Origin of the sequence: Aeromonas sp. 61P (assembly GCF_051919545.1) — a bacterium.
Classification (GTDB): domain Bacteria; phylum Pseudomonadota; class Gammaproteobacteria; order Enterobacterales; family Aeromonadaceae; genus Aeromonas; species Aeromonas veronii.
Genome location: NZ_JBQBEL010000001.1, coordinates 3330077 through 3344618 on the forward strand (window position 1 = coordinate 3330077; position 14542 = coordinate 3344618).

The window sequence follows — 14542 nt, forward strand, 5'->3', positions numbered from 1 at the left end:
TTGCCCGTCAGGGCGTGAGCCTGCTCACACATTTACCCGAGCTTGCTCCCTACAATGGCCGCCCAATTGGCCTTTGAGGACACACTATGCATCCCCGTTTTGCCAAGCCATTCGATACCCTCTCTGCCCCGCTCAAAGCAGCCGTGCAGCCCATGCTGGATAGTGCCGACTTCAACGCCCGCTTCACGCCGGAGCAAGTCGCCACCCTGAAAGCCGCCACAGGTCTTGATGATCTCGCTCTGCGTCTCGCCCTGTTGCCGCTGGCCGCCGCCTGCTCGGTGGCCCCCATCTCCAAGTTTTATGTCGGTGCCATCGCCTGCGGCCTGAGCGGCACCTGGTACTTCGGTGCCAACATGGAGTTTGCAGGACAAGGTCTGTTCCACTCGGTCCACGCCGAGCAGTCCGCCATCTCCAACGCCTGGCTGGGTGGCGAGACCGGGATCTCTGAAATCACCGTCAACTACACCCCTTGCGGCCACTGCCGTCAGTTTATGAACGAGCTGAGCACCGCCAAGATCCTGAAAGTCTCTCTGCCCGATGACCTGAGCGCCCTGCAATCCTTCCTGCCCCACTCGTTTGGCCCGGCGGATCTCGACATCACAGATGCGCTGATGAGCCCGCAGGATCACGCAGAGCTTGAACTTCAAAGCGAAGACCCGCTGTGGCAAGCCGCGCTGGCCTCCGCCCGTCAAAGCTACGCCCCCTATAGCCAGGGCTATGCCGCGGTGGCGCTGCAGTTTGCCGATGGCCGCATCTTCTCTGGCCGCTACGCCGAGAACGCCGCCTTCAACCCCAGCCTGCCGCCGATGCAGATGGCCTGCGCCCATGCAGTGCTTAATGGCGAAGAGCTTGCCACCATCCGCCGCGCCGTGCTGCTGGAGAACAAGAACGGCCAGATCAGCCAGCGTGACTCCGCCCAGTCCACCCTCAAGGCGCTGGGCTCCGTCGAGCTGGAGTATCAGGCGGTCTGACCCAGTTTGCTTCAATAAACGAAAGCCCCCGCACCTTGGTGCGGGGGCTTTTTTACTTGGCCGTTTAACCGGGAGTGGCCGGTGATCTTCACGGCTTGGCTCGGTTGATCACCCCGTCTAACCGGTTGCTGATCAGACCGGTTTCAGCCGAGCCGTGAAGTGGCGCAGCAGCGGCGGCTCGTAGTCGAAGGTGAGCCCGCGAATGTCGCTGGCCCGCGCTTTCACCGCGATCAGGCAGTCGGCCACATAGTCCATGTGATCCCGGGTGTAGACCCGGCGCGGAATGGTGAGCCGCAACAGCTCGAAGTCTGCCGCCTCCTGCTTGCCGGTGGCGGGATCACGCCCCAGCAACAGGGAGCCAATCTCCACCCCGCGCACGCCCCCTTCCAGATAGAGCTCGCAGGCGAGCGCATGGGCGGGGAACTGCTCGGTCGGAATATGGGGCAGCAGCTTTTTGGCATCCACAAACACCGCATGGCCGCCGGTGGGGGTCTGGATCGGGATGCCCGCCTCGGCCAACCGCTCGCCGAGATAGGCCACCTGACTGATGCGATAGGTGAGATACTCCTCATCCATCCCCTCCCGCAGACCGATGGCAAGCGCCGCCATGTCCCGCCCCGCAAGGCCGCCATAGGTGACAAACCCCTCCATCGCCACGCAGCGCACCTGCACGGCGCGAAACAGGTCGAGATCTTCTTTGAAGCAGCAGAGCCCGCCGATATTGACCAACCCGTCCTTCTTGGCCGACATGGTGAAGATGTCCCCCAGGGCAAACATCTGGCGCACTATCTCCTTGATGCTGCACTTTGCATAAGCCGGATCCCGCTCCTTGATAAACCAGGCATTCTCGGCAAAGCGGGCAGCGTCGATCACCACCGGAATATGGTGACGACGGGCCAGCTCGGAGACCGCCTCCATATTGGCCATGGAGACCGGCTGACCACCGGCGCTGTTGCAGGTCACCGTGATGATGATGCCGGCCACGTTGTCGGCCCCCAGGGTCTCGATGGTGTCGGTCAGGCGAGGGAGATCAAAATCCCCTTTCCAGGCGTAGGGGGCAGTGGTGTCGAGAGCTTTCGGGGTGAGCAGGTTGATGGCCCGCGCGCCAGCCAACTCCACATGGGCCTTGGTGGTGTCGAAGTGGTAGTTGGAGATAAAGACCGGCGCCTTGCCTTTGCAGCGTTTGACCAGCTCGGGGAAGAGGATCTGCTCCGCCCCGCGCCCCTGGTGAGTGGGCATCACATGCTGGTAACCAAAAATGTCGCGCACCGTTCGCTCCAACTCGACGAAGTTGCGGCTGCCCGCATAGGCCTCATCCCCCATCATGATACCGGCCCACTGGCGGTCGGACATGGCGCCTGTGCCACTGTCGGTCAGCAGATCGATATAGACATCCTCGGCCAGCAGCAGGAAGGGGTTCCAGCCAGCGACCTCGAGGGCGGCGCGGCGCTCGGCGCCAGTGGTCTGTTTGATGGGCTCGACCATCTTGATACGAAACGGCTCGGGTATACGACGCATAAAAGACTCCTCACCGGCGCTGGGCCAGTGTGTTTGAAATCGGGATTGGCAAAGAGGCCGGGGCGATCAGGGTCGTCCGGCTGACAAATTCAAACGGCGGGTGCCGCCAATCAGCGGTGAGGAAAGTCGAAGGTGAGAATGGGATCTCGGGTATACCAGTGGGCGAGCAGGCAAGCTGCCCGGGGCGTAGCTGTCATGATTGGCATCACTCCCCTCCATATCGGTTGTAGACAGTCGGTGGCCAACAAGATCCATTGATGGGTGCTGCCAACAGGCAGCCTCGCCACGTTAACGGCTGGTTAATTTGCAAACAAGGGGTGCACCGACGGGCTGTGCGCCCGCTCACAAAGTGCGCATCTGCGCGGCAAACTGGCAGTGAGGTTGATCCGCCCGCGCCCCCGGTTCGTTATTCTCCCTACCCACACGCCACATCCCCCATCAGCCAAGGCCGGAAGCCATCATGCATCGCAAACCCCATCTGCCCGAGAAGATCTGCCCCGTCTGCCAACGCCCCTTCAGCTGGCGGCGCAAGTGGGCGCGCAGCTGGGAGGAGATTCGCTACTGCAGCGAGCGCTGTCGCCACGCTCGTCACAGCAGCCAGCAACCTGAGGGGGAGCGAGTCTGATGGAGCTGCGCCTGATTCTCGGCGATCAGCTGAACGCCGGTCACAGCTGGTTTCGCACCCCGGATCCGGCAATCTGCTATCTGATGGCAGAGCTACGTCAGGAGACTGACTACTGCCACCACCATCGCCAGAAGGTGCTGGCCTTCTTTGCCGCCATGCGCGCCTTCGCAGCGGCCCTCACCCAAGCGGGCCACCGCGTGTGTTACCTGACTCTTGATGAGAGTGCCCGCTGGCCAGACTTGCCCAGCCTGCTGGCAGCCCAAATCGCGGCACATCATGCCGACAGATTCGCCTGGCAGAGCCCGGACGAGTGGCGCCTCGCCAGCCAGTTGAAAAGCTGGGCGGCGGGCCTTGCCATCCCAACCACCGAGGTGGAGAGCGAACATTTTCTCACTCCCCGTGATGGCTGGCAGCGCTATCCCCACAGCCGGATGGAGTTCTTCTACCGCGCCCTGCGAAAGCAATATCAAGTACTGCTTGATGAGCGCGGCCAACCCCTTGGCGGGCGCTGGAATTTTGATGACGAGAACCGCGCCAAGCTGCCGGAGCGTCAGCCGATCCCGGAACCCCTCACCTTTGCCAACGAGGTGAGCGATATTGATGCCATGCTGACCCGCCACGGGGTCAGTACCATCGGCGAGGCGGATGCCAGCAGCCTGCCGTGGCCCATCACAAGGCGCCAGAGTCGTGAGCTGCTGGCCCATTTTCTCACCCACTGCCTGCCTCACTTTGGCCGCTATCAGGATGCCCTGAGCGAGCGTGGCTGGAGCCTGTTTCACAGCCGCTTGTCGTTTTCCCTCAACAGCAAGATGCTTCATCCGCTTGAGGTGATCCGCGCCGCAGAGACCCACTGGCAGGCCAATCAGGCCGACATCACGCTGGCGCAGGTGGAGGGTTTTATCCGCCAGATCCTCGGCTGGCGCGAGTTTGTCCGTGCCCTTTACTGGGAGAAGATGCCCGACTACAAGCAGACCAATTTTCTCGGGGCCAACCGACCGCTGCCCGGTTTCTTCTGGAATGGAGAAACCAGGATGGCCTGCGTGCGTCACGCCATAAAGCAATCCCTTAAGCACGGTTACGCCCACCATATCCAGCGGCTGATGGTGACAGGCAACTTTGCCCTGCTGGCGGGGATCGATCCTGACGAGGTGGATCAGTGGTATCTCGGTATCTATGTGGATGCCATCGAGTGGGTGGAGCTGCCCAACACCCGCGGCATGAGCCAGTTTGCCGATGGCGGCCTGATGGGCAGCAAGCCCTACGCCAGCAGCGGCGCCTATCTCGAGCGGATGGGCCACTACTGCAAGGGGTGCCACTATCAGGTGAAAGCCCGCCACGGCGACGGAAGTTGCCCCTTCAACAGCCTCTACTGGCACTTTCTCTGGCGCAATCGGGACAAACTGGGCGGCAATCCCCGCCTCGCCCTCCCCTATGCCAACTGGGATGGCCAAGCCGCAGAACAACAGCAGGCCATTCTGGCGACGGCGGAGCACTGCCTGATCAAGCTGGAGCAGTTGTAAGCGGGCCATGTCCCTCACAACAGCGCAGCGCTTTGCGCTGGCAATCAGGCTCACCATCGCACCAAACACCAGCCTGTGACTTGCAAGCAGATGGAGATCCCAATCCTGCGCAGAGCGGTTGAATATCCTGTGGCGGCTGATTATGGTGGTGGCCACATCAGGAGATCAGTCAAGGAAAGACGATATGGAGATAGTGGTTCTCGGTGGCGGCGTGATTGGGGTAACCAGCGCCTGGTATCTGGCCAAAGCGGGTCACAAGGTGACCCTGCTGGAGCGACAAGGGGGCGTCGCCCTTGAAACCAGCCATGCCAACGCCGGGCAGATATCCCCGGGTTATGCGGCCCCCTGGGCGGCCCCCGGCATCCCCCTCAAGGCCGCCAAGTGGATGCTGCAAAAGCATGCCCCCTTCACCGTGCGCCCCACTGCCGACCCCTTCCAGCTACGCTGGATGCTCAGAATGCTCGCCAACTGTACTCCGACCGCCTATGCCACCAACAAGGGGCGCATGGTGCGTCTGGCCGAATACAGCCGCGACTGCATGAAACTGCTGCGCGACGAGTTGAGCATCGATTACGAAGGGCGCCAGCTCGGCACCCTGCAGCTGTTTCGCAGCCAATCCCAGCTCGATGCCAGTCAGCGCGATATCGAGGTGCTGGAGGAGTATGGCGTCCCCTACCAGTCGCTGGATGCCAGCGGCTGTGAAGCGGCAGAGCCTGCGCTGGCGCGGGTGCGTGGCAAAATCGTCGGCGGCTTGCGTCTGCCCGGCGACGAGACCGGCGACTGCTTCCGCTTCACCAAGGCCCTTGCCCTTGAAGCCGAGAAGCTCGGGGTCAAGTTCGTCTTCAACTGCGACATCGACGAGATTGAGCAAGCCCGCGGCCGCGCCGTGGCGGTGCGGGCGGGCGAGCAGCGCTATCGCGCCGATGCCATCGTCTGTGCGCTCGGCAGTTATGCCACCGGTTTTTTGCGGCCGCTGCTGCGCCCGCTCGGGCTGGAGCTGCCGGTCTATCCGGTCAAGGGCTACTCCCTCACCCTGCCGATGATCAATGCCGAGGCCGCCCCGCGCAGTACCGTGCTGGACGAGACCTACAAGGTGGCCATCACCCGTTTTGACGAGCGGATCCGGGTCGGCGGCATGGCGGAACTGTCGGGCTACAACCTCGCTCTCAACCCCAGACGTCACGACACCCTGGCGATGGTGGTGGGGGATCTTTTCCCCGAGGGGGGCGATATCAGCCAAGCCGAGTTTTGGACCGGCCTGCGTCCCATGACGCCGGACGGCACCCCACTGGTGGGGCCCAGCCCCATTCCCGGCCTCTGGCTCAATACCGGCCACGGCACATTGGGCTGGACCATGGCGGCCGGCTCGGGTCAGCTGTTGTGCGATCTTATCAGCGGCAGCGAACCCGCTATCAGCGATGAGGGGCTCACCCTGGCCCGTTACGGCTAAGCGCCTAACAGGTCGGGCTGTTTCACTCGCCGACTGCGCCCTCAGACAACAGCACAGGACGTTCCCAACCGCTTTATTGACAGGCCACCGCCATAAACGGTGGCCTTTTCGTCTGATGTTGACCTTCTCGCTCCCCGTCTGCCTGAGCGGTGCTCTGGCTGCCGGTTAATGCAGCAAACGGCACAGAATATTGCGCAATTCGACTTGCGCAAGCCGCCACAATCCGTAATGTGGATAGACGCATTTTTCGCAGCGCATATTTTTAAATGGCCTGTAAACCGCTTGTAAACAGGCGTCGCCAGACAAGGGGTTACGGGTGTCATCGCGAGTTTCTTTAGCAGCAATCCAGGGTAGGACATTATGAAAAAAGTAGGTTTGGTCGGTTGGCGTGGCATGGTGGGATCGGTTCTGATGAGCCGGATGCAGGAAGAGCAGGATTTCGCCCATATTCAACCCACATTCTTCACCACCTCCCAGGCCGGTGAGGCCGCTCCCAACTTCGGCGTCGATGCCGGTACTCTGCAGGACGCCTTCGATATCGAGGCGCTGGCCAAGCAGGATATCATCATCACCGCCCAAGGCGGCGACTACACCAAGGATGTCTATCCGCGCCTGAAAGCCGCTGGCTGGCAGGGTTACTGGATTGACGCCGCCTCCTCCCTGCGGATGGAGAAAGACGCCGTCATCATTCTGGATCCGGTCAACGGCGACGTCATCGAGCAGGCTCTGAACGATGGCATCAAGACCTTCGTCGGCGGCAACTGCACCGTCAGTCTGATGCTGCTGGCCCTCGGTGGCCTGTTCAAGGCCGATCTGGTGGAGTGGGTGAGCGTGGCCACCTATCAGGCTGCCTCCGGTGGTGGTGCCCGCCATATGCGCGAGCTGGTGACCCAGATGGGGATGCTGCGCGACGAAGTGGCGGTTGAGCTGGCAGACCCCGCCTCCGCCATTCTCGACATCGAGCGCAAGATCACCGAGAAGACCCGCTCCGGCACCCTGCCGGTGGACAACTTCGGCGTACCGCTGGCCGGTGGCCTTATCCCCTGGATCGACACCAAGCTCGACAACGGCCAAAGCCGTGAAGAGTGGAAGGGTCAGGCCGAGACCAACAAGATTTTGGGTATCGAGAACGCCGTCATTCCGGTGGATGGTCTCTGTGTGCGGATCGGTGCCCTGCGCTGCCACAGCCAGGCGTTCACCATCAAGCTGAAAAAGGACGTGCCGCTGGCGGAGATCGAAGCGCTGCTGGCTGCCCACAACGACTGGGTGAAAGTGATCCCCAACGATCGCGACATCACCGCCCGCGAGCTGACCCCGGCTGCCGTCACCGGCACCCTCAGCATTCCGGTGGGCCGTCTGCGCAAACTCAACATGGGCCCGGAGTATCTGGCCGCCTTTACCGTGGGTGACCAGCTGCTGTGGGGCGCCGCCGAGCCGCTGCGCCGCATGCTGCGTATCCTGCTGGCGCGCTAATCCGCCACAAAAGCAGAGACAACAAGGGCGGGGAGTCACACTCCCCGCCCTTTTTCATTGCCTGTTTTTATGACCCGTTTAACGGGTTCACGGCCTTGCCATTACTTGAGCAGGATTCGCTGGCAGCCGCTGTAGATCTCGGCCCGCCCGGGGCGACAAAAACCCACCAGGGTGAGCCCGGTCTGCTCGGCCCGCTCGACCGCAAGCTCGGTGGCGGCGGAGATGGCGAGCAGGATCTCCACCCCGGCGCTGGCGCACTTTTGCACCATCTCGAAACTGGCGCGGCTGGTCACCAGAATGGCGCCGTCACGGCGACCCGTGCGGCACAGATGGCCCACCAGCTTGTCCAGCGCAATATGGCGCCCCACATCCTCGCGGATGGCGAGAATATTGCCCTCACCATCCAGATGCACTGCCGCATGGGTGGCGCCGGTGCGCTGGCCCAGCAGCTGGAGCGGGCGCAACGCGGTCAATACCTTGTCGATATGCCCTACCGCCAGACGCTGGCTGTCTGGCAAGCTTGGCTGGGTGCGGATCACCTGCTCCAGACTCTCGCTGCCGCAGATGCCGCAACCGGTGCGCCCCGCCAGGGTGCGCCGCTTCTCTTTGAGGCGATGAACGCAGCGGTTGGCCAGAGTGATATGCAGCTCAATCCCCTGACAGCCCTCAATCTGCTCGATGTCGTGGATATCGAGCAGGCTGTCGATGATCCCCTCCGATAGCGAGAAACCGATGGCGAAATCCTCCAGATCGGAGGCCGAACACATCATCACGCTGTGGGCGATACCGTTGTAGACCAGCGCCACCGGCGTCTCGGAGGGGAGCGCCATCTCGCTGTCGCAGGTCAGCGCATCGGCGCGGTAGTGCACCACCTCGCGATGGATGGCGCAGCGTGCCAGCTCGTTCTGCGCCTCCAGCTCAAGTAGCTCTCTCATGGTGCAACCCCGTCAATGATCTCGGGATCTCTGGCCGAAATGCCGAGCCGCTTCATTTTGGAGAGCAAGGTGGTGCGCTTCATGCCAAGGCGGTTGGCCGCCCCCCGCTCACCTGCGACAATGCCGTTGCAGTCACGCAAGGCGGCGATGATCGCCTCGCGCTCATCGGTCGGCCCCTCCTCGGCAAAGAGCGGCGTGGCGGGCTCGTCATAAACCAGGGTCTCAATCTTGTGGTAGCCCTTGAGGGGCATCAGCTCCTCCGGCGAGAGGTTGAGCACATGGCCGCGGGTCATCACCACGGCGCGCTCGATGACGTTCTCCAGCTCGCGGATATTGCCGTACCAGGGGAGCGATACCAGCATTTTCATGGCATCGGCGGGGATCGAGGTGATGGTGCGGCGCATCCGCTTGGCGATCTTCTTGATAAAGAAATTGACCAAGAGCGGAATATCCTCGCGGCGCTCGCGCAGCGGCGGCAGTTCGATGGGAAAGACGTTGAGGCGGTAGTAGAGATCGCTTCTGAAACGCTTGTTCTTGACCATGGAGAGCAGATCGCAGTTGGTGGCGGCCACCAGCCGCACATCCACTGCGATGGGGTTGCTGTTGCCCACCCGCTCCAGCTCGTGCTCCTGCAATACCCGCAACAATTTGGGTTGCAAGTCCAGCGGCATATCCCCCACTTCGTCGAGGAACAGGGTCCCCTTGTGGGCCCGCTCGAAGCGGCCGATGCGCTGGGTCAGGGCGCCGGTAAAAGCCCCCTTCTCATGGCCAAACAGATCGCTCTCGATAAGGCCGGTCGGGATGGCGGCGCAGTTCACCTTCACCATCTCGTGGTCATGGCGGGCACTCAGGGCGTGAATGGCCTGGGCGATCAGCTCCTTGCCGGTGCCGGTCTCGCCGAGGATCAGCACGGTGCTGTCGCTCTCGGCCACCAGCCGCACCTTCTCCAGCACGTTCGCCATCACCGCGCTCTGGTAGATGATGTGGGGGAACTCCCCCTGCATCTGCGGCTCGTTGATGCGAATGGTCTTCTCTTTTGCACCGTTGGTGTTGGAGATCTCCTGCTGCGCCTGCACGTTGTTCATGGCAATGGCCGTACGTGCCGCCACCTGCTCCAGCAGGGAGATATCGATATCGGCGAAGAAGTTGGCCTCTGGGTGAGAGAGGATCAGCACCCCCAGCAGGTTGCCCCGATAGCGCAGCGGCAAAATGCAGGAGCTGTCGGCCTCGGGGGGCAGGATCTGGGAGGTAAAGCGGCAGCTCGACTGGCAGCCGTGGCCCTGCTCGCGATAAACGAAGAAGGGCTCGCTGTGGCGCAGCGCCCCCTGCAGGCAGTTCTTCTCGAAGCAGGAGTGATCGATGATCCCCGGCTGCTCGCTCTGCTGCTGATTGACCAGATAGCTCTTGAAGCTGTCCGAGGTGGCGTTGTACTCGGCCAGACAGAGGCTGCTGATGCCAAAGTGGTGGTGCAGGATGGCAAACAGGCTCTTGGGCAGCTCGGCGATGCGCACCAGCTTGATCACCGCATTGGTCACATCCACCAGAATTTTGCAGCTGTCGCGCTCAAGGCGCAGGGAGTTGGCCTGCTCCAGAGTGCGCTCCTTGTCCTGCACGTTCTCCAGCGCAATGGCGATGATGGCGGCAAGCTGGGTCAGCTTGGCCAAGGTCTCCATGGTGAAGCTGTCGAGGCGGGTATTGATGAACTCGACCCCGCCCAGATGGCTGCGGGCGGTGGTGATGGGGAGCTGGCAGTAGGAGCGCAGCCCCTCATAAATCCCTTCGGAATCGAGGGGGGCGCAGCGGTTGGCAAAACGGGCGGCAGGCAGGATGATCGCCTGCTCGGTGCCATCAGTGGGAGCGTGCAGGTCTGCCTTGCGGCAGACAAGGTGCTTTGGGCCGCTCTCTCCCATATAACAGAAAGTGGCCTCCTCGCCGGAGCCCCGGTTGAGGATCAGGTTGACCCGGGTTACGCCGCCAAAGCCGGCATCTATCTTGTTGAGTTTGTGGATAAAGTCATCGAGCGTCACGGCCGACAGGAGGGATTTGGAGAGCAGGAGGAAACCGTCGTCCCAGATGGGAGAGATCTCGTCCAGGGGGATGGCACTCACAGTAAGCATTGCGGCCTCACGTTATATCAATTTCAGTCACCAGTCAGGCTGTCCATGCCATCGCATCGCGACACAAGCGTTTCACCAGAATTAATAGCCGCAGCGCACTATCAACGCTGCCAAAAGGAAGGCGGTGACGACACTTGTCGCATGTTGCAATTCCAGAGTTGTTATTAACGAACGACAACAAAAAGTAACATCGTTATCGGGGGATATATTGGAATGGCGACTCATCATAGATGAGCTCAAATTTCATTACAATCCGATTTAATATATCTGATGGCCATATTTAACCGGTTATTTCATCAGTTCTTGATCTCAATTAAGGCGCCTGAAAAGTGGGCCGCCGTCAACTGTCAGATCTGCCCTTTCCTCTTCGCTGGCTGCGGGTTTCAAGATGGCGTTTGCTGCCCATCCATCGGCAATTTACGAGGTGATGATCCGGCTGTGGCAGCACTTCAGGCCACCGAAGATAAAGAGGGCCGACAGGCTCTGGAAGGCCATCAGCAGCCAGCTGGCGTTATCGGCAAGCTCGACGGCGACGCTCTGGTGCGTGAGGTAGATCAGCAGGGTGATCACCCCCAGCAGCAGGCCGTTGATCAAGGTGGTGGAGATAAACCCGATCAGCCAGGCACTGGAAATACTCAAGGCAGAAAATACGCTGCTCATGGCAAGCCGCGCCGCCATAAAACAGCCGAAAAAGCCGAAGCCGAGCAGAAATATCATCTCGTCGCGCCAAATATAGCAACCTATTCCCAGCAATATCGCCGCCAGATAGGTGCCAATATAGAAAAGTCCGAATAAGCGACCAATTTCATGTTGCATCATTTACTCCCCTTTTTTTGGGTAATAAAAGGGTGCCCGACTCGATAAATCCGAGTCGGGTTCCCTTATTTGTGCAGAACCTCTTTTTTAGGGCGATCAGCCCTTGGCTGCGCTGCGCAATTTCGCCTTGAGCGCGCTGTATTCAGTCTGGACGTACACTTCCGCCTCAGGCTGATTGTCGATGCGCTCGATCTTCACCGCGCAGTACTTGTACTCCGGCGTGTGGGAGACGGGATCGACGTGCTCGATAGTGAGCTCATTACAGGCCCCGATCCACCACTGGTAGGTCATGTAGACCACCCCGGCGTTGACCCGATCGTTGTAGTTGGCGCGGGTGATCACCTTGCCACGGCGCGACGAGATCCACACCAGCGCCTGATCCTTCACCCCGAGCTTTTTGGCATCGCTCGGGTGGATCTGCACATAGCCCGGCTCATCGGCCAGAGTCTGCAGCGCCGAACAGTTGCCGGTCATGGAGCGGCAGGAGTAGTGACCCACCTCGCGCACGGTGGAGAGCACCAGCGGGTACTCGGCACAGGGCTGCTCCAGCGGCGGCCGCCACTCGGAGGCAATCAGCTGACCCTTGCCACTCGGGGTAGTGAACACATTCCCCTCGAACAGAGTGCTGGTGCCCGGGTGATCCTCGGTCGGACAGGGCCACTGCACGCTCTTGAGATCGGCCATCTTGTCGTAGCTGACCCCGGCGTAGAGCGGGCAGAGCGCACGCATCTCGTCCCAGATCTCTTCGGTGTTGTGGTACTCCATGGGATAACCCATGGCGGTCGCCATCAACGAGAAGATGGCCCAGTCCGGTTTCACGTTCTCGGGGGGCGTCACCGCCTTGTAGAAGCGCTGGAAGCCGCGATCCGCCGAGCTGTAGACCCCTTCGTGCTCGCCCCAGCTGGTGGCGGGCAGAATGACGTCGGCCATCTCGGCGGTCTGGGTCATGAAGATATCCTGCACGATCACCAGCTCCATCCCCGCCAGAGTGCGGCGGAACTGACCCAAGTCAGCCTCGGTCTGGGCCGGATCTTCACCGAAGATGTAGAAAGCCTTGCACTTGCCCTCCTCCACCTTGTGGCCAAGCTCGGTCAAGCGGTAGCCGGGTTTCCGGGAGAGCGACTCCACGCCCCACGCCTTGGCGAACTTGGCGCTGATGGCGGGATCGGCCACCGACTGATAACCCGGGAACTGGTGGGGCAGCATCCCCATGTCGCAGGTGCCCTGCACGTTGTTCTGACCACGTACCGGCCCGCAACCGGTACCGCGACGACCAAAGTTGCCGGTCAGCAGCGCCAGACCCGCCAGCCCCTTGACCACATCCACCGCCTGACCGTATTGGGTCACCCCCATGCCCCACAGGATCATGGACGCAGGCGACTCGGCATAGGTGCGAATGGCGGCGCGGATATCGGCAGCTTTCAGGCCGGTGATCCCCTCCACATATTCCGGGGTGTACTTGGCCACCGTCGCCTTGAAGGTCTCGAACCCTTCGGTGTAGTTGGCGACAAATGCCTTGTTGTAGAGCCCTTCATTGATCAACACGTTGGCGAAGGCGTTAACCAGCGCCATGTTGGAACCGTTTTTGAGCGGCAGCCACTGATCGGCGATGCGGGCGGTCTCCACCATACGGGGATCACACACAATCACCTTGGCCCCGCTTGCCTTCGCCTTGAGGATATGGCGGGCGACGATGGGGTGAGAGTCAGCAGCGTTGTAACCAAACACCAGCAGGCACTTGGTCTCTTGAATTTCGGGAATGGCGTTGCTCATGGCGCCGTTGCCTACAGTTGTCTCCAGACCGGAGACTGAGGGTGCGTGTCACACCCTCGCGCAGTGGTCGACGTTGTTCGTCCCAATCACCGCTCGGGCAAATTTCTGCATCACATAGTTGGCTTCATTGCCGGGGCCACGGGCAGAGCCGGTGGTCATGATGGCGTCCGGACCATATTTCGCCTTGATGGCAGCCAGACGGCTGCTGGCGAACTCGATCGCTTCGTCCCAGGAGACGGCCTCGAACTTGCCACCGCGCTCGCGGCGGATCATCGGGCTCTTGAGACGGGGGGTCAGCAGGTTGGTATCGTTCAAAAAATCCCAACCGTAATAGCCCTTGAGGCAGAGCTGCCCCTCGTTGGTCCGGCCGTTGGCGCCTTCGGCCCCCACCACCTTGTCGTTTTCAACCAGCAGGTTGATTTTGCAACCGGTGCCGCAATAGGGGCACACGGTAATGACTTTTTTCATGACTCACACTCTTGTTTGTTAACGAAAAACGGCTCGGCAAGCCCGCTCACACCCGCGCCGGCATCGCCAGCAGTGCCTCGGCACTGGCCAGCTGTTTCTGCCGGTTCAGGTTTTCAAGATGCTCCGGTGTGACCAGCCGCAGCGCCTGGGTCGGACACACCTCGACACAGGCCGGGCCCGCCTCGCGGTGACGGCAGAGATCGCACTTGAGCGCCTGCGCCTTGGTCTGCGGACGCTTGAAGAGCGAATCGGCAGCGGGTGCCACCTCTTTGAGCACCACCGCCATGGCGCCGTAAGGACAGGCCACCACGCAGGACTTGCAGCCGATGCAGCGCTCCTGCAACACCTTGACGCAACCATCCTCGCTGACGATGGCATTGTTCGGGCAGGCCATGGCGCACGGCTTGTCTTCACACTGGCGGCAGAGCACCGGCGTGGTCACCTTGCTGCCCACGATCACCTTCAGGCGCGGCTGAAAGTAGCTGTCCTTGGAGACCAGATGTCCATCCTCGATGGCAAGATGCAGGCCGCCCTCCCGCTCAAGGGTCCCGCTGCAAGACCCTGACTGGTGTGAAACGGCGCAGGCCACCTCACAGGTACGACACCCAATACAGAGACTGGGATCTGCAATCACGAAGCTGTTCATAGAGAGGGATCCTAAATGGTTCGTTACACCGGGCCGCCCGCCGACAGGCAAAGAGGCGGCCAGCCCCCCACAAAGCATTTATCAGACCAAAATGGGCCAAGGGTGCGATAAAAATTCACAAGTAACTGAAAATAAAGGGTTAATTAGAAAGAGAAACGTGCTGCATGCCACAACTGACGAGGGTGACGACGGGGTGGGAAGTGTGATCGACACGACAAAAGTGACGAGCT

The 14542-nt window shown here is 61.2% G+C and carries 11 protein-coding genes; 5 read left to right on the forward strand and 6 right to left on the reverse strand.

Annotated elements, in window-relative coordinates; translation table 11 throughout:
* Positions 1 to 86 precede the first annotated feature (86 nt).
* Positions 87 to 971, forward strand: coding sequence for a cytidine deaminase (gene cdd / locus ACTG2O_RS15735; RefSeq protein WP_439976295.1), 885 nt, complete (start codon positions 87 to 89; stop codon positions 969 to 971).
* 132 nt (positions 972 to 1103) lie between these two features.
* Here cdd and ACTG2O_RS15740 read toward each other — a convergent pair whose 3' ends face one another.
* Entirely contained in the window at positions 1104 to 2489 is a 1386-nt protein-coding gene (locus ACTG2O_RS15740; RefSeq protein ID WP_439976296.1) for a tryptophanase, read from the reverse strand.
* Positions 2490 to 2949: 460 nt separating this feature from the next.
* On the opposite strand from ACTG2O_RS15740, the gene ACTG2O_RS15745 reads away from it, so the two are divergent.
* From ACTG2O_RS15745 to asd, 4 genes are all read left to right on the forward strand, one after another.
* Positions 2950 to 3114 (forward strand): DUF2256 domain-containing protein, encoded by a 165-nt coding sequence (locus tag ACTG2O_RS15745; RefSeq protein WP_005351594.1) that lies wholly within the window; start codon positions 2950 to 2952, stop codon positions 3112 to 3114.
* Complete coding sequence (locus ACTG2O_RS15750) at positions 3114 to 4634, forward strand: cryptochrome/photolyase family protein (RefSeq protein WP_439976297.1); 1521 nt, start codon at positions 3114 to 3116, stop codon at positions 4632 to 4634. The genes ACTG2O_RS15745 and ACTG2O_RS15750 overlap by 1 nt, the downstream gene beginning before the upstream one ends.
* Before the next feature lie 142 nt (positions 4635 to 4776).
* Positions 4777 to 6084 carry a D-amino acid dehydrogenase gene (locus tag ACTG2O_RS15755; RefSeq protein ID WP_337738132.1) on the forward strand — a complete coding sequence of 436 codons (1308 nt, stop codon included), beginning with the start codon at positions 4777 to 4779 and terminating at the stop codon, positions 6082 to 6084.
* A gap of 360 nt (positions 6085 to 6444) precedes the next feature.
* Positions 6445 to 7557, forward strand: a complete 1113-nt coding sequence (asd, locus tag ACTG2O_RS15760) for an aspartate-semialdehyde dehydrogenase (RefSeq protein ID WP_005345266.1) — start codon at positions 6445 to 6447, stop codon at positions 7555 to 7557.
* A gap of 101 nt (positions 7558 to 7658) precedes the next feature.
* On the opposite strand, the gene fdhD is transcribed toward asd, so the two are convergent.
* From fdhD to ACTG2O_RS15785, 5 genes are all read right to left on the reverse strand, one after another.
* Positions 7659 to 8492, reverse strand: a complete 834-nt coding sequence (gene fdhD / locus ACTG2O_RS15765) for a formate dehydrogenase accessory sulfurtransferase FdhD (protein ID WP_439976298.1) — start codon at positions 8490 to 8492, stop codon at positions 7659 to 7661.
* Positions 8489 to 10609: a sigma 54-interacting transcriptional regulator gene (locus ACTG2O_RS15770; RefSeq protein ID WP_439976299.1), complete on the reverse strand. Its 2121-nt coding sequence runs from the start codon at positions 10607 to 10609 to the stop codon at positions 8489 to 8491. The genes fdhD and ACTG2O_RS15770 overlap by 4 nt, the downstream gene beginning before the upstream one ends.
* A 417-nt stretch (positions 10610 to 11026) precedes the next feature.
* Positions 11027 to 11425, reverse strand: a complete 399-nt coding sequence (locus ACTG2O_RS15775) for a hypothetical protein (protein ID WP_439976668.1) — start codon at positions 11423 to 11425, stop codon at positions 11027 to 11029.
* A gap of 96 nt (positions 11426 to 11521) precedes the next feature.
* A complete protein-coding gene (gene fdhF, locus ACTG2O_RS15780) occupies positions 11522 to 13666 on the reverse strand; it encodes a formate dehydrogenase subunit alpha (RefSeq protein ID WP_204383121.1) in 2145 nt (714 codons plus the stop codon).
* A 46-nt stretch (positions 13667 to 13712) separates the two neighbouring features.
* Positions 13713 to 14312 carry a 4Fe-4S dicluster domain-containing protein gene (locus tag ACTG2O_RS15785; RefSeq protein WP_033112617.1) on the reverse strand — a complete coding sequence of 200 codons (600 nt, stop codon included), beginning with the start codon at positions 14310 to 14312 and terminating at the stop codon, positions 13713 to 13715.
* Positions 14313 to 14542: the final 230 nt, after the last annotated feature.